Origin of the sequence: Porphyrobacter sp. YT40 (assembly GCF_006542605.1) — a bacterium.
In the GTDB taxonomy this organism is placed as follows: domain Bacteria; phylum Pseudomonadota; class Alphaproteobacteria; order Sphingomonadales; family Sphingomonadaceae; genus Erythrobacter.
This window is the reverse complement of record NZ_CP041222.1, coordinates 1,979,606-2,002,831: the sequence shown is the minus strand read 5'-3', so window position 1 is coordinate 2,002,831 and position 23,226 is coordinate 1,979,606. Positions and strand designations below refer to the sequence as shown.

The 23,226-nt window shown below is 67.6% G+C and carries 17 protein-coding genes; 8 read left to right on the top strand and 9 right to left on the bottom strand.

The genetic code is table 11. The features are described 5' to 3' along the window. Positions 1-16: 16 nt before the first annotated feature. Together trxB and E2E27_RS09270 are read right to left on the bottom strand one after the other, a co-directional pair. Positions 17-988 carry a thioredoxin-disulfide reductase gene (trxB, locus tag E2E27_RS09275; protein WP_141458672.1) on the bottom strand — a complete coding sequence of 324 codons (972 nt, stop codon included), beginning with the start codon at positions 986-988 and terminating at the stop codon, positions 17-19. Positions 989-1,044: 56 nt separating this feature from the next. Continuing rightward, complete coding sequence (locus E2E27_RS09270) at positions 1,045-1,848, bottom strand: tyrosine-protein phosphatase (protein WP_141458671.1); 804 nt, start codon at positions 1,846-1,848, stop codon at positions 1,045-1,047. A 164-nt stretch (positions 1,849-2,012) separates the two neighbouring features. On the opposite strand from E2E27_RS09270, the gene E2E27_RS09265 reads away from it, so the two are divergent. Further along, a complete protein-coding gene (locus E2E27_RS09265) occupies positions 2,013-2,471 on the top strand; it encodes a response regulator (RefSeq protein ID WP_141458670.1) in 459 nt (152 codons plus the stop codon). Here the strand turns inward: E2E27_RS09265 and E2E27_RS09260 are convergent, their stop codons facing one another. Next, positions 2,472-4,127, bottom strand: a complete 1,656-nt coding sequence (locus tag E2E27_RS09260) for an acyl-CoA dehydrogenase family protein (RefSeq protein ID WP_141458669.1) — start codon at positions 4,125-4,127, stop codon at positions 2,472-2,474. It lies immediately after the preceding gene. Positions 4,128-4,505: 378 nt separating this feature from the next. On the opposite strand from E2E27_RS09260, the gene E2E27_RS09255 reads away from it, so the two are divergent. After that, positions 4,506-7,868, top strand: coding sequence for a TonB-dependent receptor domain-containing protein (locus tag E2E27_RS09255; protein WP_141458668.1), 3,363 nt, complete (start codon positions 4,506-4,508; stop codon positions 7,866-7,868). A 78-nt stretch (positions 7,869-7,946) separates the two neighbouring features. On the opposite strand, the gene E2E27_RS09250 is transcribed toward E2E27_RS09255, so the two are convergent. Then, a complete protein-coding gene (locus E2E27_RS09250) occupies positions 7,947-9,113 on the bottom strand; it encodes an acyl-CoA dehydrogenase family protein (RefSeq protein WP_141458667.1) in 1,167 nt (388 codons plus the stop codon). Between the two features lie 202 nt (positions 9,114-9,315). Between E2E27_RS09250 and E2E27_RS09245 the strand changes: the two genes are divergently transcribed. The 3 genes from E2E27_RS09245 to E2E27_RS09235 are packed head-to-tail and all read left to right on the top strand — an operon-like array spanning position 9,316 to position 11,981. Further along, positions 9,316-9,687: an ArsR/SmtB family transcription factor gene (locus E2E27_RS09245; protein WP_141458666.1), complete on the top strand. Its 372-nt coding sequence runs from the start codon at positions 9,316-9,318 to the stop codon at positions 9,685-9,687. Positions 9,688-9,700: 13 nt separating this feature from the next. Continuing rightward, positions 9,701-10,366: a carbonic anhydrase gene (locus E2E27_RS09240; RefSeq protein WP_141458665.1), complete on the top strand. Its 666-nt coding sequence runs from the start codon at positions 9,701-9,703 to the stop codon at positions 10,364-10,366. 46 nt (positions 10,367-10,412) lie between these two features. Next, positions 10,413-11,981, top strand: a complete 1,569-nt coding sequence (locus E2E27_RS09235; RefSeq protein WP_141458664.1) for a SulP family inorganic anion transporter — start codon at positions 10,413-10,415, stop codon at positions 11,979-11,981. A 22-nt stretch (positions 11,982-12,003) separates the two neighbouring features. On the opposite strand, the gene E2E27_RS09230 is transcribed toward E2E27_RS09235, so the two are convergent. Continuing rightward, on the bottom strand, positions 12,004-12,369 hold the full coding sequence (locus E2E27_RS09230) for an ArsR/SmtB family transcription factor (protein WP_181443399.1): 366 nt from the start codon (positions 12,367-12,369) through the stop codon (positions 12,004-12,006). Position 12,370: 1 nt separating this feature from the next. Further along, complete coding sequence (locus tag E2E27_RS09225; RefSeq protein WP_141458663.1) at positions 12,371-13,540, bottom strand: hypothetical protein; 1,170 nt, start codon at positions 13,538-13,540, stop codon at positions 12,371-12,373. 200 nt (positions 13,541-13,740) lie between these two features. Here E2E27_RS09225 and E2E27_RS09220 point away from each other — a divergent pair, with 200 nt between their 5' ends. The 3 genes from E2E27_RS09220 (at position 13,741) to E2E27_RS09210 (ending at position 18,486) form a co-directional block, all read left to right on the top strand. Next, a complete protein-coding gene (locus E2E27_RS09220) occupies positions 13,741-15,702 on the top strand; it encodes an alkyl/aryl-sulfatase (protein ID WP_141458662.1) in 1,962 nt (653 codons plus the stop codon). 131 nt (positions 15,703-15,833) lie between these two features. Further along, positions 15,834-17,312: a DUF1800 domain-containing protein gene (locus tag E2E27_RS09215; RefSeq protein ID WP_141458661.1), complete on the top strand. Its 1,479-nt coding sequence runs from the start codon at positions 15,834-15,836 to the stop codon at positions 17,310-17,312. 4 nt (positions 17,313-17,316) lie between these two features. After that, a complete protein-coding gene (locus E2E27_RS09210; RefSeq protein ID WP_141458660.1) occupies positions 17,317-18,486 on the top strand; it encodes a DUF1501 domain-containing protein in 1,170 nt (389 codons plus the stop codon). Here the strand turns inward: E2E27_RS09210 and E2E27_RS09205 are convergent. The 3 genes from E2E27_RS09205 to E2E27_RS09195 form a co-directional block, all read right to left on the bottom strand. Further along, positions 18,483-20,861 carry a glycoside hydrolase family 3 protein gene (locus E2E27_RS09205; protein ID WP_141458659.1) on the bottom strand — a complete coding sequence of 793 codons (2,379 nt, stop codon included), beginning with the start codon at positions 20,859-20,861 and terminating at the stop codon, positions 18,483-18,485. The two genes, E2E27_RS09210 and E2E27_RS09205, sit on opposite strands and share 4 nt — an antisense overlap. A 96-nt stretch (positions 20,862-20,957) precedes the next feature. Further along, positions 20,958-22,148, bottom strand: a complete 1,191-nt coding sequence (locus E2E27_RS09200) for an MFS transporter (protein ID WP_141458658.1) — start codon at positions 22,146-22,148, stop codon at positions 20,958-20,960. Further along, positions 22,145-23,200 carry a LacI family DNA-binding transcriptional regulator gene (locus E2E27_RS09195; RefSeq protein ID WP_141458657.1) on the bottom strand — a complete coding sequence of 352 codons (1,056 nt, stop codon included), beginning with the start codon at positions 23,198-23,200 and terminating at the stop codon, positions 22,145-22,147. The genes E2E27_RS09200 and E2E27_RS09195 overlap by 4 nt, the downstream gene beginning before the upstream one ends. Positions 23,201-23,226 lie beyond the last annotated feature (26 nt).

Here is a 23,226-nt window from a genome sequence, read left to right as displayed (position 1 = left end):
GCGGCGGCGGGGTTACCTACTCCGCCGCCTCGGCCTCCTGCACGGCGTGCTGGCGCGCGGCGAGATAGCGTTCGGCGTCGAGCGCGGCCATGCAGCCCATCCCCGCCGCGGTCACCGCCTGACGGTAGACATGATCGGTCACATCGCCTGCGGCGAAGACGCCGGGAATCGCGGTCTTGGGCGTGCCGGGTTCGGTCAGCAGATAGCCGCTCTCGTCCATCGGCAGCTTGCCCTTGAACAGCTCGGTCGCGGGCGCATGGCCGATCGCGACGAAAGCCCCGTCGGTCTCGAGCGTCGACGCCTCGCCCGTCACCGTGTCGGTCAGCGCGAGGTGGTGGAGCATCCCGTTCTCACCCGCCTCGAAGCTGTCGACCGCCTTGTTCCACAGCACGGTGATCTTGGGATTGGCGAACAGCCGCTCCTGCAAAATCCGCTCGGCGCGCAGGCTGTCGCGGCGGTGGATCAGGGTGACATTGTCGGAGTGGTTGGTGAGGTAGAGCGCCTCTTCCACCGCGGTATTGCCGCCGCCGATCACCGCGACCTTCTTGCCGCGGTAGAAGAACCCGTCGCAGGTCGCGCAGGCGGAAACACCCTTGCCGCCCAGCGCCATCTCGCCCGGAACGCCCAGCCACTTGGCCTGCGCGCCGGTGCAGATCACCACGCAATCGGCAATATATTCGTCCCCGCTGTCACCGATCGCGCGGAAGGGCGAGCCGTTTTCCAGATCGACCGAGACGATCGTGTCCCAGATCATGCGTGTGCCGACATGCTCGGCCTGCGCGCGCATTTCCTCCATCAGCCAAGGGCCCTGCACCACTTCGCGAAAGCCGGGATAATTCTCGACATCGGTGGTGATGGTGAGCTGCCCGCCGGGCTGCAGGCCCTGCACGACGATCGGCTCCAGCATCGCGCGCGCGGCGTAGATCGCGGCGGAATAGCCTGCCGGGCCGGAGCCGATGATCAGCATCTTGGTGGTGTGGGTCGCCATGGGGAGTGCCTCGATTGGATTTCAGGTCCGCGATATGGGGATTTCGGCGCGAATTGTCACGCCACCAGCCTGGCGCGCAGGCGCTGTTTTCTATCCTCGTCCACACCTAAGATTGTCGCGAGATAGGCATCGAGCGAGCCGTGATCGCGTGTCACCTCCGCGATATAAGTATCTATATATTCAGGTAGAACACCCATCAGGTTATGCAAAGCCTCGGGGTCGATCGTGCCGTAATGCGCCTCCATCCGGGGCAGCGACTGGCGTTCGAGAATGGCGCGGGTCGGCGCATCGTTGGTGAGCAGGAATTCGTCCACGATATCATCGTGATGCACGCCCAGCGCATGAAGCAGCAGGCTTGCGGCGATCCCGGTGCGATCCTTGCCGGCAAAGCAATGCACCAGCGAACCGCCCTCGTTCTCGTCCAGCGCCCGGAAATATTCGCGGAAGATCCAGATCATTGCGGGGTTCACCGGCATCCGACGATAGACCGCCAGCATCCGCTCGCGCGCCTTTTCGGGGGTCATGACCACCTGCCCGCCCCCGCCTTCATGCGGCGGGGAATTGGAGGTTTCTCCGTCATAGGCAATGACTTGCGCGCCGAACCTCGGATGGCGTCGGCACGGAAAGCCGCTGCGCTCGCTTGTCCCGCGCAGGTCGATCACGGTGCGGATATCGAGCGCGTCGATCAGCGCCAGATCCTCGTCCGAGGCTTCCATGTGCTGGCCCGACCGGAACAGCACGCCGCTGCGCACCCGCCCCTCTCCCGGCACGGGATAGCCGCCATAATCGCGCAGGTTATGGATGCCTTGCGTCACGAAAAACGGGCCGATGCGGGCGGTAGCGAAAGAATCGTTTGTCATCGCGGGCGACCCTTACACCCCTCCCGGACCCCGACAAGACCGGCGCGGGGAGCACGCCATTCCCGCCCTAGGTGATGTTGCGGGGGGACCGGACAGGCCTGTCGGAACGGCTGTTTGGTTAATGGCGCATTTCCCAACAATTGCTGCCCAAGGCCCTTCCCCCAATGGCGCGAATCCTGATTGCCGATGATGACGAGCTGATCGCCGAGCTGGCGAGCGAGGTACTGATCGATGCCGGACACGCCTGCGGCTGGGTCACCACCGCCGCCGAGGCCTGGGCCTGCGTGCAGCGCAAGCGGCCCGATATCCTGCTGCTCGACCAGTCGATGCCGGGCGAAAGCGGCCTCACCCTGCTGCGGCGCCTGCGCATTTCGGCGGAGTTCTACGATCTGCCGGTCATCATGTTCACCGCCGTCAACGGCGAGCAGGACCATTTGCAGGCGATCTATGCCGGGGCGCAGGATTTCCTGTCCAAGCCTTTCGATCCGCTGTTTCTGACCTCGCGCGTGAACCGCCTCATCAAGCAGCGCGGGATGCGGCCGCGCCACGTCGATCTGCGCGAGGCGGTCGCGGGCGACAGCCTGCGGGTCATGCCGGCAATGCCCGCGCGGCGAGTGCTGTAATCACGCCGGCGCGCGCGTCTGCCCGGCCAGCAGTCCGCGCGCGATCACCTGCGCCTGAATCTCGGCAGCGCCTTCGAAGATGTTGAGAATCCGGGCATCGCACAGCACCCGGCTGATCGGATATTCGAGCGCATAGCCATTGCCGCCGTGGATCTGCACCGCATTGTCCGCCGCATTCCAGGCAGCGCGGGCACCGAGCAACTTGGCCATTCCCGCCTCGATATCGCAGCGCGCGCCGCTGTCTTTGGCGCGCGCGGCGGCATAGGTCAGCTCGCGCGCCATCACGGTCTCGACCGCCATCAGCGCCAGCTTGTCCGCCACGCGCGGGAAGCTGACCAGCGCCTCGCCGAACTGCCTGCGCTCCAGCGCATAGGCCATCGCAAGGTCGAAGGCGTTCCACGCCACGCCAACAGCGCGCGCCGCGGTCTGGATGCGGGCGCCTTCGAAGGTGCGCATCAGCTGCTTGAAGCCCTGCCCCTCGCGCCCGCCGAGCAGACCCTCGGCCGCCACCGCGAAGTTGTCGAGCCCCAGTGCATATTCCTTCATGCCTCGATAGCCGAGCACCGGAATCTCGCTGCCGTCGATCCCTGGATCGGGAAACGGCGCGGCTTCGGTGCCGCGGGCCTTCTCCGCGATCAGCATCGAGAGCCCGCCATAGCCGGGCTGCGCCGGGTCGGTGCGCACCAGCATGGTCATAAGATCGGCGCGCGCGGCGTGGGTGATCCAGGTCTTGGCCCCCGTCACCCGCCAGCTGCCGTCGCTCTGCCGCGCGGCGCGGGTGCGCACCGCGGCGAGATCCGATCCGGTATCGGGCTCGGTGAAGACCGCGGTCGGCAGGCAGGTGCCATCGGCGATGCGGGGGAGCCAGCGGGCCTGCTGTTCGGGCGTGCCGTTCTCGGCAATCAGCTCGCCTGCAATCTCCGAGCGGGTGCCGAGGCTGCCGGCGCAGATCCACCCGCGCGACAATTCCTCCGAAACCACCGCCATCGCCAGCTTGCCGAGGCCAAGCCCGCTGTGCGCTGGCGGGATGCAGATGCCGAACACGCCCAGCCCGGCCATCGCGGCAATCACGTCGTCGGGAATCAGCGCGTCTTCCAGATGCCAGCGATGCGCGTGCGGCGTGATCGCCTCGGCGGTGAAGGCGCGCATCGTCTCGCGCACCTGATCCAGCGTCTCGTCGCCCAGCGCCTCATCGGGCCGCGCGCCCTCGGCCAGCAGGGCGGCGAGCCTTGCACGGGTTTCGGGCGTGTTGCCGTCGGCCAGCAGGCGCGCGGCGGCAGGGTGTGCGGCCATTGCCTGCGCCTCTGCGTCGAGCCCGAAGGCGGCAGGGCGCACAATCTCGTGCGCGCTCATCGGCAAGCCGCTGGCGATCTGGGCGAGGTATTCGCCAAAGCCGATCCGCAGTGTCAGCGCCTCGACCTCGCCGAAACGCCCCGCCTTGTCCGCCCGCACCGCCCAATCGAGCGTCGCTTCAAGCGCGGCGAGGCTGGCGGCGATCCAGGCGAGGCCGTGAACGCGATGCTGCTCCTGCGCCAGCCGTTCGGGCTCCGCTTGCCCGTCCGGGGCGACCGCCTGTCGAACACGCTCCTGAACGCTCCGCGCATAACCCCGCGCCGCCCCCAGGCTCGCGCGCGCTGCTGTGATCCACTCCGTCATGCGCGCGGTGCTAGCAGAGGCCCCTGCTGCGCGCGAACCCGCAAATTCGCATGTGTGGCCCGGGTGTCACAATGGCCCCGCGAAGTGCCCTTGGCCGCCGGGCATATACGCAGAATGACCACTACCACGATTTTGACGAGCCGTAATACCGGACGGGTGCCGCCACGCTTGTGCGCGGGGCACGACAATCGGGGGCGGACAGGCGCCGGGCGACAAGACCCGGCCACCTCCTCGCGCAGGAAGGACCGGACAGGACGTCCCGCAACGCAAGGCCAATAGGGGCCGCGCGGGCCGCGATCCTGACGACGACGGCACGGCATGGCGCTGCCACGCAGCAGCGCCGGTCATGCCCCGGTCACACTTACGCGAGGACCCATCATGCGTATTTCGAAGCTCTCCCTTCAATCGCCGTCGCTCCCTGCCCTTGCCGCCGCGCTGCTGATGGCCGGGCTCGCCCCCGTCGCCGCCCATGCGCAGGACAGCGTGGCCGAAGACGATCCCGCCGCAGAGGAGGAACAGCCGATCATCGTCACCGGCTCGCGCATCGCGCGCGATCCCAACATCGGCTCCCCCGCCCCGATCATCTCGGTCACGGCAGAGGAATTGCGGCGGTCGGGCACGGCGGACGTGGTCGATACCCTGCGCGACATCCCCGCGCTGTCGACCTCGACCACCTCCGAAGGCTCGATCGACGGGGTTTTCTCCGAAGCGGTCGGCCAGTCGATCCTCAACCTGCGCGGCCTCGGTTCCAACCGCACGCTGGTGCTCGTCAACGGCAAGCGTCACGTCTCGGGCGTGGCGGGCGAGCAGGCGGTCGACATCAACTCGATCCCGACCGCGCTGATCGAGCGGGTCGAGACGCTCACCGGCGGCGCCTCGTCGGTCTACGGCGCGGACGCGGTCACCGGCGTGGTCAACTTCGTGCTGAAGGACGATTTCGAAGGGCTGCAAGGCAACATCCAGACCGGCATCTCGTCGGAAGGAGACGCCTGGCGCATCAATGGCGACCTCACCTGGGGCGTGAACTTCGCCGATGGGCGCGGCAATCTTACCATCTCGGGCGAATATGCCCGCAATGACGAAGTGCAGGATGGCGACCGCAGCTTCTCGCGCAACAACGGCATTTTCGACGATCAGGACAACCCTCTTCTGCGGTTCCAGGCCGGTGACATCAGTGCCACTGCGACGCCGAATTTTGCGCGCTTCTTCGCCGTCGGCGCTGGCGGCTTTCCGACCGGCTTCCCGATCCCTTCGGCTGCGACCTTCACCAGTCGTTACACCACCCTGTTCGGCACGGCGCCGACATTGACCGCGGCGGAGCAGGCACTGATTGAGCGCGCCGCCAACGCGCCGCGCCGATTCATCGGCCAGCAGCCCACCTTCTCGCTCTCGTCGGCAGGCGGCGTGATCGCGCCGGGCGATATCGGCCTCAGCGATGGCCCGGACATCAACGGCAACGGGGTTCCCGACTGTCTCGAAAGCTCGGTCGGCTTCAATTCCACCTTCAACAATGGTGCCTTCGGTCTGGCCGGGGGCTGCGCCGTCATCGGGGCCGATGGAGGCCTTGCGGTTTATCAGGACGGGTTGATCACCGGCCTCTTCAACGCATTTGGCGGGCCGGGCATTCCCAACGGGTTCAACCAGAATTCGCTGATCCCGGAAACCGAGCGCTGGTCGGTCAATCTCAACGCCAGCTTCGAAGTGTCGAGCGAGGCGACCTTCTTCTTCGAGGGCAAATACGTCTCGAACAGCGCCGAGTTCCAGGCCCAGCCCAACACCTTCTACGACTTGTTGACGATCCGCGAGGACAATCCCTTCATCACTACGGCGCTTGAGCCTTATGTGGGTGAGCTGTTCTTCGGTGACGGCGTGCAGCGCGGCTTCTACATCACCCGCGATCCTGCCGATCTCGGTCCCAACCGTGATCGCAACGAGTTCGAGACGTGGCGCTTCGTCGGCGGGGTGAGGGGCGATATCACCGACCATTTCTCCTATGAAATCAGCGGGAATTACGGCAAGTTCGAACAAACCACCTTCGACAACAACCGCGTCATCATGGATCGCTGGTTCGCTGCGATCGACGCGGTGAGCGGGCCCGGCGGCGCGGCGATCTGCCGGTCCGATATCGACCCCACCCCGCCTGCCACCACACCCTTCGGCATTCCGGCGGGCGATCCGGGCTTCTTCACCTTCAACCCCGGCGACGGCCAGTGCCGCCCTGCCAACATCCTCGGCGGTGTGGGCGCGATCAGCCAGGATGCGATCGACTTCATCACCGCCACCGTGGTCAACCAGTTCGAGCTCGAACAGCTGGTGTTCGACATGATCTTCACCGGCGACACCGGCGCCTTCCTCGAACTGCCGGGCGGGCCGATCGGCTTTGCCACCGGGTTCGAATTCCGCAAGGAAACCAGCACATCGACCTTCGACCCGCTCGTGCTCGGCATTCTGCCGGTCACGACCGATTTCGGCGACGAGGGCGATCTGCTGCGCGATCTGGGCTTTGCGCAGAACTCACTGGTGTTCGACCCGGCGACGATCATCAACAACGCCGGCGGCGATTTCACGGTCTATGATGTGTTCGGTGAAATCAACCTGCCGCTGCTGAAGGATGTGCCGCTGGCTTACCGGCTCGATCTGAGCGGTGCGGCACGCTATTCCAATTACAGCACGGTCGGCGGCACCTTCACCTGGAACGTCGGCGGGGTCTATGCCCCGGTCGAGGATATCAGCTTCCGCGGTACCTACGCCGTCGCGGTGCGCGCGCCCAACATCAACGAACTGTTCAACCCGGCGCAGGGCGCGTTCTTCCGTCCGTTCGATCCGTGCGATGTCAACAACCTCGCCACCGCCCCCGATCCGGCGCTGCGGCAGGCCAACTGCACCGCCTTCTTCCAGGAGATCGGCTTCAACCCCAATCTCGGCGGGAACACCTATGCCTATGTCGATCCGCTGACCGCGCGCTTCTCGGGCACGATCAGCGGCAACCCCAACCTGCAGGAGGAAACCGCCACCACCTGGACGTTGGGCACCCAACTGACGCCGCGCTTCCTGCCGGGGCTGATCGTCAGCGTCGACTATTACAACATCGAAATCGAGGACGCGATCAACGCGGTCGCGGCACAGGACATCGTCGACAACTGCGTCGACAGTGCCTCCATCGACAACGGGTTCTGCGATCTCGTTACCCGCAACCCCAACACCGGCGGCTTCACCTTCCTGCGGCAGACCTCGGTCAACTTCGCACGGCAGGAGACCGCCGGGATCGAGGCCTCGCTGCGCTACGGCTTCGACATCGGAGAGCATGGCTTCCGCATCGATGCGGCGGGCACCTGGGTCGACAAGCTCGACAACTTCTTCGATCCGGGCGATCCGAACATGGTCGATCCCGAGCTGGGCGAGATCCAGCGTCCCGAATGGGCCGCGCGCGGCGCCTTCACTTGGGACTGGAAGGGCGTGAGCCTGACCTGGTCGACCACCTGGCTCGACAGCATGGGCCTGCGCGGGGTCGAGATCGAAGATGTCGGCAACGATGGCACCGCCACCTTCTCCCCCGAAAACGCCCTGTCGGACGATACCTTCATCCACGACATCAGCTTCGGCTGGGAGGCGAGCGACAAGTTCACTCTCTATGGCGGCGTCAACAACGTCTTCAACAAGAAGCCCTTCGTTACCGAACAGGCCTATCCGGTGAGCCCGGTGGGGACGTTCTTCTTCCTCGGCGTGCGTGCCTCGATGTAAGCGGACAACGCCTGCGGGCCACGAAAAAGGGGCGGGATGGTTCGGCCATCCCGCCCCTTTCCTTTTCGAGTGCTCTGCCTACTCCCGCGTGCCAAGCAACCCGCGCGCGACCACCCAATTGTGGATCTCGCTCGGCCCGTCGTAGATGCGCATGGTGCGCAGCTTGTTGCTCATCAGGTAGAGCGGCAGCTCGCGGGTCATGCCCATGCCGCCGAACAGCTGCATCGCGTGATCGACGATCTCGTAGGCACTTTCGGTGCAGAAGCTCTTGATCATCGAGATTTCGCTGCGGACATCGCGGCCCTCGTCGATCTTCCAGGCGCAATCATAGGTCATCAGCCGCATCGCGTGGATTTTGGTCGCGGCATCGGCGATCCAGTTCTGCACCGTCTGGCGCGCCGAAAGCGGCTTGCCGAAGGTGACGCGCTGGGGAGCGTAATCGATCATCATCTCCATCGCGCGCTGCGCCATGCCGATCGACCACGAAGCCATCTCGATCCGCCGGGTGCCCAGGCGCACCTGCATCGGCGCAAAGCCCTGCCCGCGCTTGCCGAGCAGCTTCCAGCCCGGCACCCGGCAATCCTCGAGCGCGATCTCGTAGGTCGCGGTGCCATCAATCATCGGGATCTTGCGGGTGACGTTGAAGCCGGGGGTGTCGCGGTCGACAAGGAAGGCCGACATGCCGTTGCGCCCGTCGGGGTTCTTGTCGGTGACGGCCATCAGGATCGTGAAGTCGGCCTCGGCCCCCTTGGTGATCCAGATCTTGCGGCCGTTGATGATCCAGTCGTCACCGTCCTGAACGGCAGTGGTCTTCATTCCCGCCGGGTCCGCGCCAGCGCCGGGCTCGGAAATGCCGATCGCGCTGATCGTCTCGCCGCGCACGTAGGGCTCCAGATAGGCCTCGCGCTGGCGTTCGTCGGCGGCGACCATCAGCATCCGCAGGTTCGGCGAATCGGGCGGGAGGTAATAGGGCACCACCGTCTTGCCCAGCTCCTCGGAGACGCCGACCATCGCCACCATCGGCAGGTTCATGCCCCCCACTTCCTCGGGCGCATCGAGGCCCCACAGGCCCAGTTCGCGGCTGACCGCATCGACCTTCGCGGTTTCCTCGGGCGTGAGATAGGTGCCCTGCCCGACATTCTCGCGCGCGATCACCGTCGCCTCGTAAGGCATCAGCTGGTCGCGGACGAACTTGCCGACCAGATCCTTGAGCATGGCGTGTTCGTGGGGGAGTTCGAAATTCATGGGTCGTGTTCCTGTCTGATGGCGGCCCTCACACCACACATTGAGCAAGCTGTCATCCGCCCAGATTGAGAGGGGCGGCAGATTTTCCGGTGCGTCAGGCCGGTTAGACAGATCGGTGCGGAGGGCCGCTTGACGCCTGATACAAAATTACATACCTTCACAGTTGCAAACCTGCAAACTCTTGCAGGCTTGGGAGAGGGTCATGCCGAGTCGGCTCATCGTTTCGCGCGAGCTTGCGGATTTGTTCAAGCTGCTCGCCCATCCCGACCGGCTACGGCTGGTCGAGGAGCTGGGCGCGGGCGAGATGGACGTGACCGGCCTTGCCGATGCGCTCGATCTGCCCGCCACCCGTATCTCCCAGCACCTCGCCTTGCTGCGCGCCCAGCGGCTGGTCGAGGAACGGCGCGACGGGCGCAATCACTTCTACCGTCTCGCCAATCCGCATCTCGCCGCCTGGGTGCTGGACGCCCTGCCCTTCATCGACATCCGCCAGCGGCTGGAGGATGCCGAACATTTCGACAGCGCGCGCGCCCTCTGGTCGGCCCGCGAACCCCAGTCATCGTCTTCAAAGTAAAAGGATAATCGCAATGCCCCATTTCGCCCAAGGTGTGGTCAAGTTCCAGCGCGACGTCTTCCCCGAGAAGGCCGAGCTGTTCGAAAAGCTGGCCACCGGCCAGAGCCCCGAGGCGCTGTTCATCACCTGCTCCGACAGCCGGATCGAGACCGCGATGCTCACCCAGACCGATCCGGGCGAACTGTTCATCTGCCGCAACGCGGGCAACATCGTGCCGCCGCATACCAACCAGACCGGCGGCATGACCGCCTCGATCGAATTCGCCATCGGCGCGCTCAAGATCCCGCATATCGTGATTTGCGGGCACACCGAATGCGGGGCGATGAAGGGTGCGATGAACCGCGCCGGCCTCGACAGCCTGCCGCACGTGCGCGAATGGCTGGGCTATTCGCAGGGCGCGGTGGACATCACCGAAGCGATGGGCGCCGGGCTCGATCCCGAGGCCAAGATGCGGATGCTGCTCGAACAGAACGTCATCCTGCAATTGCAACACCTGAAGACCCTCCCCACGGTCGCGGTCGCGCTGGCGCAGAAGACGGTGCAGCTGCACGGCTGGGTCTATGACATCAAGACCGGCGAGGTCTCGGCCTTCGACGAGGCGACCGGCAGCTGGATCTCGGTCGAGGAGCGCTACGCCGGCGATCTCGCCGCGCAGATGGTGCACAGCCACGCCTGCTGACCCGGCGCCCTCTCCTTCCCCCCCCTCTCTCTCCCCGGAGCCTTCCATGAACTCTGCCACCGCCAACCGCGTGACATCCGCCGTGCTCGGGCGCGATTTTCTCGCCTCGATCGTGGTCTTCCTCGTCGCCCTGCCGTTGTGCATGGGGATCGCCATCGCCTCGGGCGCGCCGCCCGCGCTGGGCCTGATCACAGGGATTGTCGGCGGCCTGATCGTAGGCACGCTGGCCGGATCGCCCCTGCAGGTGAGCGGCCCGGCGGCGGGGATGGCGGTGCTGGTCTATCAGCTGGTGCAGGAACATGGCCTGATCATGCTCGGCGTGGTCGGGCTGATTGCGGGCGCGTTGCAACTGCTGGCGGGCGTTTTCAAGCTCGGCCAGTGGTTCCGGGCGATCTCGCCTTCGGTGATCCACGGGATGCTGGCGGGGATCGGCGTGCTGATCTTCGCCTCGCAGCTCCACGTCATGCTCGACGATGCGCCGCGCGCCAATGGCCTGCTCAACATCGCCGCGATCCCCGAGGCGATCGTCAAGGTCTTCCCCGTCGACGGTTCGGTTCACCACCTCGCCGCGATGGCGGGGATCGTGACCATCGCCACCATCGTTTTGTGGAACCAGTTCAAGCCGAAGAGCCTTGCGCTGATCCCCGGCCCGCTGCTCGGCGTGATCGTCGGCACGGCCTTCGCCATGGCCTTTTTGCTGCCGATTACGCTGGTCAATCTGCCCGAAACGCTGGTGAGCGGCCTCAACATCCCCACGCGCGAAGCGCTGGGCGGCTTTGTCGATCCCGACATCCTGACGCTGGGCCTCGTCTTCGCCTTCGTCGCCAGTGCCGAGACGCTGCTGTGCGCGACCGCGGTCGACAAGATGCACACCGGCGCGCGCACCGATTACGACAAGGAACTGCGCGCGCAAGGTATCGGCAACATGATCTGCGGCGGACTCGGCGCGCTGCCGATGACCGGGGTGATCGTGCGCTCTGCCGCCAATGTTGAGGCCGGGGCGACCACCCGTTTTTCGGCGATCATGCACGGGGCCTGGCTGCTGCTGGCGGTGGCGGCCTTCCCCTTCATCCTCAACGCCATCCCGACTTCGGTGCTGGCCGCGATCCTCGTCTACACCGGCTACAAGCTGGTCAACGTCGCGCAGATCCGGAAGATCGCCGAATTCGGCAAGCAGGAGCTGGTGATCTACTTCGCGACGCTGATCGGGGTGGTGGCAATCGACCTGCTGACCGGCGTGATCCTCGGCTTCGTGCTGGCGACGCTGAAGCTGGTCTACACCTTCTCGCACCTCGACATCCGGCGCGAGCATGACACCGAAACCAACCGCGTCGATCTGTGGATGACGGGATCGGCCACCTTCTTCTCGATCCCGCAGCTGAGCCAGGCGCTGGAATCCTCGCCCTTCGGGTCGGAGGTTCACATCCACGTCGAGAAGCTCGACTACATCGACCACGCCTGCCTTGAAATGCTGTCTTCGTGGGAGAAGCTGCACCAGTCGACCGGCGGGACGCTGATCGTGGAATGGAGCGAGCTGGTCGAACGCTATGGCCGCCGCTCGGAGGATCCGAGCAAGACCGCCATCCCGGCCCTGACGACCCGCTCCGCCGCCTGACGCGCCGGAGCGGGCGCGCCCGTTACATCACGGTCTCGGCCGCCTCGGCGTGCCACAACCGCTTGGCCTGCTCGATATCGCTGCTGCTGGCGCGGCTGAAGCGGTGCGCGACGAAGTCGATCCCCTCGATCAGCCACAACGCCAGCTCGGGCTGCGCGAGGCGATAGACCCGCTGCTGGCCCCGTGTCTCGGTCTCCACCAGCGCAATCGCGCGCAGCACGCCGAGGTGCTGCGAGACGCGGGTGGGCGAGATTTCGAGCAGGTCGCCCAGCTCGTTGACGGTCTGGTCGCCCGATTGCAGCTTCAGCAACAGCCGGATGCGGTCGGGATGCGAAATCTGCCGGAGCACATGCGCCAATTCGTTCGCGACAATCTTACGGCTCGGCATATCAACGACCTTTCATCTCGGAGGGGGTTGCAGGATATGTTGTCACAACACGCAGATGCGGCATTTGGCTCCCGTCCCTGGCAATTTTTTCATTCCCGAGCGCACGCCACGGTTGCTGCGCCCGCTTGCTGACCGCGGCATCGCTGCACAGCAGATCGAGAAAGGCCGCATCGTCGACCGCCTTGACGTAAGGTGCCGCGTCCCCGCAGCGGGGGGTGGTCACGCCGCTGTCGCGCAGCCGCGCCCAGCCGTCATGCAGCCGCGCCGCCGCGCGCGCCGCGCCGCCGTGGTGGAGAGTCAGGGCCAGCGCGTGGATCAGCGCCGCAGCATCGAGCGGCAGGCGGCTGACCCCCTCGCCCGGCGCTTCACCGGTGACCGCGACCAGCGCGCGCTCGCCCGCCGCGCCATGCCACAGCATCGGCCAGGCGCCGCGCACGTTGGTGGAGGCTGCCAGCAGGGTGAACACGGTCCCGCGCAGATCGGGCATGGCAATGATCGCATCCCATACGGGCGGACCTGCTGTCAGCGGCCCGAGCGCGTCCTCAAGCGTGAGGATATCGAGCGTCATTCCGTCACGCTTCAGCCCCTTGCCTGCCGCCAGCAGGCTCTTGGCGACGGCGTTGCGCTGGCGGGCGGTGAGGATAATCGCGAGCCGCTCGCGCCCTTCGCGCTGCGCGGCGTGGATCATCGCGGCAAGTGCGCGCGATGAAGGCAGCGGCGGTCCGCCTGCGTCCTCGGGCAGGCAATGGGTTGGGTGCGGGCTCATCAGCACGCAATCCACCCCTCCGCGCGCGCCCGCTTGTCCGCGCGGGTGATCGATCAGATAGCTCGCAGCAAACAGCGCCTTGGGCAGACCGGGGAGCCCGCCATGCTGGAAGGCGACGGGGCTCCAGCCTGTCCACGGAGCGAACAGCGGAGCGGAGGCCCCACCGGGCAGGGCCCAGCCAGCCATGCGCGGCAGGCGGCGCGGGGTTTGAGCGAGCGCGGTCATGTCGGCATCGATCCCGAGCCAGCCGAGCAGCCGCTCCAGACCTTCGGCCCAGCCCTGCGGCGCGGGTTCCGGAGGCACGGCCAGCGCAAAACGCGAGGTCACCAGCGACAAGGCGGGGCGCGGCGGTATGGCCTCCAAGGCAGGAGCAGGACGCTCGGAAATCTGCGGGCGATGGTCCATGATGCGGGTTCCTCAGGCGGAGGCGGAAGCGTGGGACCGGTAGTTAGCGATCAACGCCAAATCGGAAAAATTCAATCTTTCTACGCAAACGTTCTGTTATTTGAATAGTTGCAGATACCCCTCTCTCCCTCTTCCGCCCCCCACTTGCCAGCCCCGCACAGCGCAGGCATCACAGGCGCGGGAGAAGAGGGGAGACAATCATGACAATTGCCCAATGGCGCGCGCGCGCTGCGCTGGTCCTTATCGCTGGTATCGCCGGGAGCGCTGCGGCGCAGGACAGCCCAGCCCCCGCCAGCCCCACCACCCGCGCCGCGCAGGCCGAGGCCGCGACCCGGCTCCCGCCCGAAGGCACCCGCGATGCCGAAGCAGCCCGCCGCGGCTTTCTCGCCACTCGCGCCGATCCGGTGATCCTGAGCGCGGAGGGCAAGCCGGTCTGGAACCTCGACACCTATGCCTTTGTCGCAGGACCCGCGCCCGACACGGTCAATCCCAGTCTGTGGCGCCACATGACGCATCTGAAGAATCACGGCCTGTTCGCGGTGACCGAGGGCGTCTGGCAGGTGCGCGGATTCGACCTGTCGAACATGACGATCATTCGCGGGGCAACTGGCTGGATCGTCATCGACCCGCTCACCAGCGTCGAGGCGGCGCGGGCAGCGCTCGAACTGGTGAACCAGACGCTGGGTGAGCGCCCCGTCAGCGCGCTGATCTATTCACACAGTCACGGCGACCACTTCGGCGGGGCGCGCGGGGTGATCGACCCGGCCGACGCCGGACGCGTGCCGGTGATCGCGCCCGAGGGATTCATGGAGGAGGCGACCTCGGAGAACGTCATCGCCGGGGGCGCGATGACCCGGCGCGCCGCCTATCAGTTCGGCACGGGTCTGGCACCCGGCGCGACCGGGCAGATGGGCAGCGGGATCGGCATGGGCCTGTCGGCGGGCACGCTCTCGCTAATTGCCCCCACCGACACCGTCGCCGCCACCGGCGAGACGCGGGTGGTGGACGGCGTGCCGCTGGAATTCCAGATCGTCTCGGGTAGCGAGGCTCCGGCGGAGTTCAACATCTTCATCGCTCCGGCCAAGGCCTTCCTTGCTGCCGAGATCGCCACCTGCACGCTGCACAACATCCTCACCCCGCGCGGCGCGAAGGTCCGCGATGCGCGGGCCTGGGCCCACTATCTCGACGAGGCTGCGACCCGCTACGGCCCGCAGTCGGATGTGGTGATTTCAAGCCACTGCTGGCCGGTCTTCGGGCGCACCGCGGGCACCGCCTGGCTGACAGCCCAGCGCGACAATTACCGCTGGCTTCACGACCAGACCCTGCGCCGCATGAACCGCGGCGAGACGATGGACGAAATCGCCGAAGCGCTCGAACAATCGCCCCCGCCCGGCCAGTCCGCGGAGTGGTCGACGCGCGGCTATTACGGCACGGTCAGCCACAATGCCAAGGCGATCTACCAGTTCTATCTCGGCTGGTACGATGCCGTCCCCGCCAATCTCCATCCCCACCCGCCGGTCGAGCGCGCGACCCGCCTGATCGAGGCGCTGGGCGGGGCCGAGCGCACGCTGGCGCTGGCGGAGAATGCGATGGCAGCGGGCGATTATCGCTGGGCCTCCGACCTGCTCCAAAGCCTCGTCTTCGCCGCGCCCGACAATGCTGCGGCCAAGGCGATGCTCGCGGCGAGCTACGAACAGCAGGGCTACCGCGCCGAAAGCGCGATCTGGCGCAACCAGTTCCTCGCCGCCGCCAACGAATTGCGGAACGGGCGGAGCGATCGCAGCGCGGTGCAGAGCAATGATCTGATCGCCGCGATCTCGACGCAGGAACTGCTCGATTCCGCGGCGACCCGCTTTGCACCCGAAGGCCGCACGCCGGTGGGCCTGACCATTGCGATCGACATTCCCGATCGCGGGGAGAAGGCGGTGCTGGAGGTCGGGCAACAGGCATTGATCGGGCGCGTCGGAGCGCTGCCCGAGAAGGCCGATGTCACCATCCGCGGCCCGCGCCGGGCGCTGCTGGCGCTGCTGTTCGTGAAGCTGCCGGTCAGCACCGTGGCCGCGATGGAAGGGGTGACGATCGAGGGCGACCGTGCGCGCTTGCAGCAGCTGGTCGATGCGCTCGATCCGCTGCCGCACGGGTTCGACATCGTCCTGCCCTAAAATATGCACGCGCGCGCGAAGGGTAATGCGCGTTCAGCCGTTGATCAGGCGCCGTGCGGTTTTTGTGCCGACGGCTGCCATGTTCAGGATTGCACCGCCATGTCCGTGACCTTCGCCTGCAAGAAGCTGCCATGACGCCGGCCAGCATCGCGATCAACCGCTTCGGCTATGGCCGTGCCGCGTCCGTCCCGGTGCCGAACGATCCGAAGCGCTGGCTGCTGCGCCAGCGCGATGCTTTCGACCCCGCGCCGCCTGTCATCGCCGGGCGGATGGACACCCGCGCCAAGACGGGCGAAATGATCGAACTGGTGCGTAATCTGCGGCAGGATGCGCGCGCGATTGCAGCGATGGAGGGTGCCGAGGCTCCCGCCATGGCCGGGCCGATGGGCGATGCCATGACCGCCGACAATCCCCGCGCCGCTGCGCTCGCCGGATTGCCGCCCGAATATCGCGACAAGCTGATGGAGGCGCGCCGGGTGCTGGCCGACGACATCGCCGCGCGGGTCAATCTTGCGGTGACGAGCCAGACTCCGCTGGCCGAGCGGCTGGTGCATTTCTGGGCCAATCACTTCAGCGTCTCGGTTGGCAAGCTCGGCACCCAGTTCGAAGTCGGCCCGCACGAATTCACCGCGATCCGTCCGCATGTGTTCGGGCGCTTCGCCGACATGCTCAAGGCCGCGGTGCTGCATCCGGCGATGCTGATCTATCTCGACCAGTTCCAGTCGATCGGCCCCAATGCGCCATTCAGCCAAAGACGCGCGCGGCGCGGCGGCGACAGCCCGCAGCGTCCGCGCGGCCTCAACGAGAACTTGGCGCGCGAGGTGCTGGAGTTGCACACGCTGGGTGTGGGTGGCGGCTACAGTCAGGCCGATGTGACGGAGCTCGCCCGCGCGCTCACCGGCTGGACGGTGCCGGGCCTCGGCCGCGCGGGGCGCTTTGCCGAAACGCAGGACAGCGGCGCGGCCTTCGTCGCGCTGGTGCACGAGCCCGGCGCGCGGCAAGTGCTGGGGCGCAACTATCCCGCCGCCGAAGCGCGGCAGGCGCTCGCGATCCTCGACGACCTTGCCGCCCATCCCGCCACCGCGCGCCATATCGCCACCAAATTCGCGCGCCACTTCGCAGGCGACACCCCGCCCCTGGCACTGGTCGCGCGGCTGGAGGCCGATTTCCTCGAGACCGGCGGCGATCTGGCGAGCCTCACTGCGACGCTGATCGACGCGCCCGAGGCGTGGACCGCACAGCCGGTCAAGTTCCGCACGCCGTTCGAATGGCTGGTGGCGACCTTGCGCCTCACTGGCGTGAGGGAGCTGCCGACCCAGCGCATCGTCGGCGCGCTGACACAGCTGGGGCAGGCCCCGTGGCGCGCGCCCTCGCCTGCCGGGTATGACGATCGGGCCGCCAGCTGGGCCGGGCCCGACGCGCTGATCCGCCGCGTCGAATTTGCCGAGCGGATATCCCGCGCGGTTCCGGCGGACAATGTCGTCGCGCTCGCCGAGACCGCCTTCCCCGGCGCGCTGACCGAGCCGACCCTGACCCAGCTGAAGCGCGCCGAAAGCGGCCAACAGGCGCTCGCGCTGCTGCTGGTCTCGCCCGAAATGATGCGGAGATAGACCCATGACCACCGCTCTCGACCGCCGCTCGCTGCTTGCCGGATCGCTGGTGCTGGGCGCGGGAAGCCTCGCCATGCCCCGGATCGCCTTTGCGCAAGGGGCGGGAAGCCGCAATCTGCTGTTCGTCCTGCTGCGCGGCGCTGCGGACGGGATGGCGATGCTCGCCCCCGTGGGCGATCCCGGGCTCGAGGCGCTGCGCGGAGCCACGCTGGCCGATTACGAGAATGCCCCGCGGATCGGCAGCTTCTTCGCCGTCCACCCCGCGCTGGCCGAAATCGGCAAGTCCGCTGCGGCGGGCGAGGCGCTGTTCGTCCACGCTGCGGCCACCGCCTATCGGGAGCGCTCGCATTTCGACGGGCAGAACCTGATCGAGACCGGCGGCACCGCGCCCTATGACACCAAGGACGGCTGGCTCAACCGCCTCGCCGCGCTGGTGAGCGAGGGTGCGCCTGCGCCCCTGCGCGCGTTGGCGATTGCGCAGGCTGTGCCGCTCGCCTTGCAGGGGGCCGCGCCGGTTTCGAACTACGCGCCGTCCGCCCTGCCCAACGCCAGCGAGGATCTGATGGCGCGGGTGAGCCAGCTCTATGCCGGCGACAGCGAGCTTGGCGCGCTGTGGTCGCGGGCGCTGGAAACGCAGGCGATGGCCGCCGATGACGGCCTGCGCAACCTCAACGATGCGCGCGCGGCGGGTGAACTCACCGCCTCGCTGATGCGCGGCGAAGGCGGCGCGCGGATCGGGATGATCGAGCTGGGCGGGTGGGACACCCATGCCAACCAGCGCGGGGCCTTTGCCCGCTCGGCCCGTCAGCTCGACGCGCTGCTCGCCGCCTACAAGGCCGGCATGGACGCAGGCTGGGCCGATACCATAGTGGTTGTGGCGACCGAATTCGGCCGCACAGCGCGGCTCAACGGCACCGGCGGCACCGACCACGGCACCGCTGGCGCGGCGCTGGTGATGGGCGGCAACGTCAAGGGCGGGCGGGTGATTGCCGACTGGCCGGGCCTTGCGACCGGCCAGCTTTACGAAGGCCGCGACGTTGCCCCCACCATCGCGCTCGAAAGCGTGCTGGCGGGCGCGGTGGCCGAGCATCTGCGGCTCGACCCCGAACTGGCGATGGCGCGCCTGTTTCCGGGACGCTCAGGCGCGCCGCTATCCGGTGTGATCCGCGCCTAGAACGAACACTCCGCGCTCGCCGCCGCCTCGTCGCGGGCGATCTCGCTGATCTGGAGCGTGAAGGCGCCCTTGGAGGCGAAAGTCAGCGTCCCACCCGCGGTGCCGAGGCAGGCCGGGGTCAACACCATCTCGCGCCAGCCCTTGCCTTCGGCGACCGACATCCCCTGCGTGATATCGAGCGGCTGGCCGCCCGCCGTCACCGTCACGGCTGCGCCGGGGCGGGCGGCGACCTGATAGGCGATCCGCCAGGCCGCGCCGCTCTCCGGCCCGGTCAGGGTCAGCTTCGCGCCGGGGGCAAAGGCAATGCGGCGCGCGTCTTCCTGCGCGCGGCGGTCGAGCCCGGTGGCGGTGATCCCGCTGCCGGTGCCGCGCAAATCGGGGAGCAGCGCATTGTCCGCCACAGCCTGCACCTGCGCGCCGAGCTTGCCGCTGGCGAACCACACCGCGCCGCTATCCTGCGTCAGTGCCGCGCAAGTCTCGTCGAGCGGGGCCCAAGCCATGCGCGGGGCCTTGAAACCAAGCCCGTAACCGAGCGCAAACAGCGCGCCCTCGGGGCTGTTGAGCGGCGCGCCCTCGCAGGTTTTCGGCCAGCTGAAGGACAGCCGCCCGGTGGGCTGCGCCTTGCCGAACAGCACGTCGGCCACCCCTGCGCCCTCGCTTCCCGGCAGCCATGCGGCGACGAAGGCGTCCGCGGCGTTGAGCTCGCGGTTGACCCACAAGGGTCGGCCCGAAAGAAAGACCGCCACCGTCGGGATGCCGCGCGCCTTGTAGGCCTTGAGCAGGTTCAGCCCCTCTTCGTCGCGGAAGGCGAGATCCTTCCGGTCGCCGACGAATTCGGCATAGGGTTCCTCGCCGAAGACGACGATGGCGATGTCGGGCGTGCTGCTGGCACTGCCGCCGGGTGCGAGCACGGCCTCGCCGCCCGCCGCCTTCGCGGCCTCGGCGATGCCCTGCCAGATCGAGGTCGCGCCGGGGAAGTCGGCAGCGGTGAGCTCGCCCCCGCCTTGCCATGTCACCGACCAGCCACCCGCCTGCTGCGGGATATTGTCCGCCGCCGCGCCCGCGACTTCGATCCGCGCACCGGGCCGCAGGGGCAACAAGCCCTGGTTCTTGAGCAGCACCATCGACTTCGCCACCGCCTCGCGCGCAATCGCGCGGTGTTCGGGCGCGCCGAGCCTGTCCCACTTGCCGCCGAGCATTCGCGCCGAAGGCGTGACTTCGCCATCGAGCACGCCGAGCCGCTGCTTCATCCGCAGCACTCGCAGCACCGCCTCGTCGAGCCGGGCCATCGGGATCGTGCCATCCTTGACCTGCCTGACGAGGCTGGCGTGGAGCGCCTTCCAGTCCTCGGGCACCATGTAGACGTCGAGCCCCGCCAGCAGCGCCTGCGGACAATCGGAATTGGTGCAGCCCTTGATCTGGCCGTGGCCGTTCCAGTCGCCGACCACCACGCCCTCAAAGCCCAGTTTGCCGCGCAGCTCGCCGGTCAGCAGCGCCTGATTGCCGTGCATCTTGGTGCCGTTGATCGAATTGAAGCTCGCCATCACGCTGGCGACGCCCCGGTCGATCGCGGCGGGGTAAGGGGCGGCGTGGATCGCCATCAGTTCGGCGAGATCGCCGTTGACGTCGCCCTGATCGACGCCTTGTGCAGTGCCGCCGTCGCCGAAGAAGTGCTTGGCGGTCGCGGCGACCTTCCCTTCTCCGAGGAACCTCGGCTCGCCCGGGCGGCCCTGAAGCCCCTCGACCATCGCCGCGCCGAGGCGGGTGACCAGCGCCGGGTCTTCGGAATAGCTCTCGTAAGTGCGGCCCCAGCGATCGTCACGCGCCACGGCCACGGTCGGCGCGAAGGTCCAGTCGATGCCGGTCACCTCGATCTCGACCGCGGTGGCCGCGCCGATGCGGCGGATGAGGTCCTCGTCGCCCGTTGCGCCCAGCGCGATATTGTGCGGGAAGACCGTCGCGCCGATGACATTGGCGTGGCCGTGGACCGCGTCGGTCGCCCACAGCGCGGGGATCGCAGGTTCGCCATTGGGGAGCGGCGCAGTGGAGGCGGCCCAGTATTCGTCTGCCAGCTTCAGCCAGTCGGCTGCCGGAGCCTTGTCATCGCCATAGGGCCCGGAATTGCCGCCGTTGAGGATCGTGCCGAAGCGGTATTCGCGCATGTCGGCGGGCGTGATCGAGCCGATATCGGGCTGGATGATCTGCGCGACCTTGCGCTCGATGCTCATGCGGGCGAGCAACGCCTCGGGGGAGTTCGCGTCAGCCGGAGCAACCGCGCTCGCCGATTGCACCTCGGGTGCACTGCTGCATCCGGCCACCAGCGCTGCCAGCGCCGCGCCGCACACCAGCCGCCCCATCCCTGTCGAAAGCCGCATCGCGTCAGTCCCTCCCAAGACCTGTGATTTTCTTTGTGAACGTTATCAAACTATGCCGCGCGCCGCTCGCTTTGGCAAGCCTCCCGCGTATCGGGATCAGCGGCGCAGGAACCCGGCGAGCAGCACCGCGCTCGCCAGCGAGAGACCGGCGAACAGCACGAACAGCGCGCCATAGCCGAACTGCGGCACCAGCAGCACGGTCAGCCAGGGCATAACCATACCGGGCACGGTGTTGGTGAGGTTGAACACCCCAAGATCGCGCCCGCGATGCTGCGGCTGGGGCAGCACCCGCAGCGTCTGGCTGGCATGGAGCGCGAGGAACACCGCAGCGGCGAGGCCGAACAGCACATAGCCTGCAATCGCCCAGGGCAGGCTCGGCGCACCGGCCATCACCAGCATCCCGCAGGCACACAGCAGCGCGGTGACGACCAGCGGCAGGATCGGGCGTCGCTGGCGGTCCGACCACCGCCCTGCCAGCAGCGAAACCGGAACCGCGCAGACCAGCACCGCGCTGAAGATGTTGGCCGCGCCGTTTTCGGGATAGCCGGGCGCGAGCGAGCGCAGCCAGTAGAGCAGGAAGGCGAACATCCCGCCCTCGGCCACCTGCACCAGCAGGCGTGCGGCCCACATCCGCAGCACCACCCGCTCGCGCGGGCGCTCAGGATCGGCTGCGGGGAGAGGCTTGGCGGGGGTCATGAGCGCAGGCTGCACCCGCCCCTTCCCCAGCATCACCGCAGGCAGCACCAGCACGCTCACCAGCACCGCCACAAGACCCAGCCGTGCTTCGGAGGCGACCAGCCCGGCCCAGGTCACCAGCGACCCCGCGAGCGCGCCCAGCGCGGGCGAGAGGGACAGCGCGCCGCCGAGCACGCCCTTCTGCTCGTCCGGAAAGCAATCCCCCGCCCAGGCCATCAGCGGCGAGAGCATCATGTTGAGCGCCACCTGCCAGACCATCACCAGCAGCACGATCGCCCCCACGCTCCGGGCCTCTCCGATCACCAGCAGCAGCGCGTTGGAGAGCACCAGCCCGGCGATGATCCACGGGCGGCGGGTGCGGGAGCGATCGCTGAGGATACCGAATGCAAAATTGGCAAGGCTCGCCATCGCCGCTCCGAGGAAGGTGACCCGCGCCAGCGCCGCGACATCCTCGCTACCCTGGGTGTCGGCGATCGCCTGCGGCAACAGCACGGTCAGCAGCGGCACATAGGCGACCGCGCCCCCGGCGGCAGCCAAGGCGAACAGCGCCAGAAACCAGCCGGGCTGGCGCTGCGGCGGGGGAATGTTCAAGCCCGGCCCGGCGGCGGCGCGGTGGAGGCGCGTTCGACCAGCGCGGCGGCCACCTCGATCACCGCCGCGTCGTCCGTATCGGGCACGCGGGTGATGAGATGCTCGACCGCGCGGCTGACCGTCTCGGCAATCGGCTGGTCGATCGCGGTCAGCGGCGGCTGGGTGAAGCGCACGATCGGGGTGTTGTCGAAGGAGATCAGCGAGAGATCGTCGGGCACCGCAAGCCCGCGCTCGCGCGCGACTTCGAGCACGGCGAGCGCCATCTGGTCGGACGAGGCGATGATCGCGGTGAGATCCGCATGGCGATCGAGCAGCGCACGCGCGGCGCGGATGCCGCTGTCATAGCCGAAATCGCCGACCTCTAGCAGGCCCTCGTCCGGCAATCCCGCCTCGGCCAGCGCGCGCCGCCAACCGTCGATGCGCCAGCCGCTGAGGCTGTATTGATCCGGCCCCGCGATCATCGCGATGCGGCGATGGCCCAGCTTTGCGAGGTGCGTGGTGGCCAGATGGCCTGCGCCATGATCGCCCATCGTCAGCGCAATCCCCGGCCCCGGCGCGTCCGATCCGATCCGCGCGAAGGGGATGCGCCGCTCGGCCAGAAGCTGCGTGATCAGCGGGTTTTCCGAGTGCGGCGGGGTGAGGATCACGCCGTCGGGCTGCAAGGCCGAAAGCGCCGCGCCCAGCTCGCGCTCGACATGGTCGGAATGGGTGTCGACCAACTCCACCATCATCCGGTAGCCGTGCTGGTGGCAGGTCAGCATCCCGCCCAGCAGCATCTGGTCGACCCAGTCCGTGCCGATCCGCTCACGCCAGTCGGCAAGCGTGCGTTCGCGGTCGTTGATGGCGAGAATGATGTAGGAGCGCGAGCCGCTCATCCGCTGCGCCGCAAGGCTCGGCACATAGCCGAGCTTGTCGATCGCGGCCTGCACGCGCTCGCGCAGTTGCGGGCGCACGTTGGGGCCGCCGTTGACCACCCGGCTCACCGTCTGGAGCGAGACCCCCGCATCCTCGGCCACGTCCCTGATCGTGACTGTCTTGCGCACCCGCGCCATGAAAAACCGCTTCCCGTCTCGCCTGC

Coding starts and splice junctions, on each gene's coding strand:
- E2E27_RS09220 (WP_141458662.1), top strand. CDS start 13,741: ATGACAATTGCCCAATGGCGCGCGCGCGCTGCGCTGGTCCTTATCGCT.
- E2E27_RS09245 (WP_141458666.1), top strand. CDS start 9,316: ATGCCGAGTCGGCTCATCGTTTCGCGCGAGCTTGCGGATTTGTTCAAG.
- E2E27_RS09260 (WP_141458669.1), bottom strand. CDS start 4,127: ATGACGGAGTGGATCACAGCAGCGCGCGCGAGCCTGGGGGCGGCGCGG.
- trxB (WP_141458672.1), bottom strand. CDS start 988: ATGGCGACCCACACCACCAAGATGCTGATCATCGGCTCCGGCCCGGCA.
- E2E27_RS09235 (WP_141458664.1), top strand. CDS start 10,413: ATGAACTCTGCCACCGCCAACCGCGTGACATCCGCCGTGCTCGGGCGC.
- E2E27_RS09270 (WP_141458671.1), bottom strand. CDS start 1,848: ATGACAAACGATTCTTTCGCTACCGCCCGCATCGGCCCGTTTTTCGTG.
- E2E27_RS09210 (WP_141458660.1), top strand. CDS start 17,317: ATGACCACCGCTCTCGACCGCCGCTCGCTGCTTGCCGGATCGCTGGTG.
- E2E27_RS09215 (WP_141458661.1), top strand. CDS start 15,834: ATGACGCCGGCCAGCATCGCGATCAACCGCTTCGGCTATGGCCGTGCC.
- E2E27_RS09240 (WP_141458665.1), top strand. CDS start 9,701: ATGCCCCATTTCGCCCAAGGTGTGGTCAAGTTCCAGCGCGACGTCTTC.
- E2E27_RS09195 (WP_141458657.1), bottom strand. CDS start 23,200: ATGGCGCGGGTGCGCAAGACAGTCACGATCAGGGACGTGGCCGAGGAT.
- E2E27_RS09250 (WP_141458667.1), bottom strand. CDS start 9,113: ATGAATTTCGAACTCCCCCACGAACACGCCATGCTCAAGGATCTGGTC.
- E2E27_RS09205 (WP_141458659.1), bottom strand. CDS start 20,861: ATGCGGCTTTCGACAGGGATGGGGCGGCTGGTGTGCGGCGCGGCGCTG.
- E2E27_RS09230 (WP_181443399.1), bottom strand. CDS start 12,369: ATGCCGAGCCGTAAGATTGTCGCGAACGAATTGGCGCATGTGCTCCGG.
- E2E27_RS09225 (WP_141458663.1), bottom strand. CDS start 13,540: ATGGACCATCGCCCGCAGATTTCCGAGCGTCCTGCTCCTGCCTTGGAG.
- E2E27_RS09265 (WP_141458670.1), top strand. CDS start 2,013: ATGGCGCGAATCCTGATTGCCGATGATGACGAGCTGATCGCCGAGCTG.
- E2E27_RS09255 (WP_141458668.1), top strand. CDS start 4,506: ATGCGTATTTCGAAGCTCTCCCTTCAATCGCCGTCGCTCCCTGCCCTT.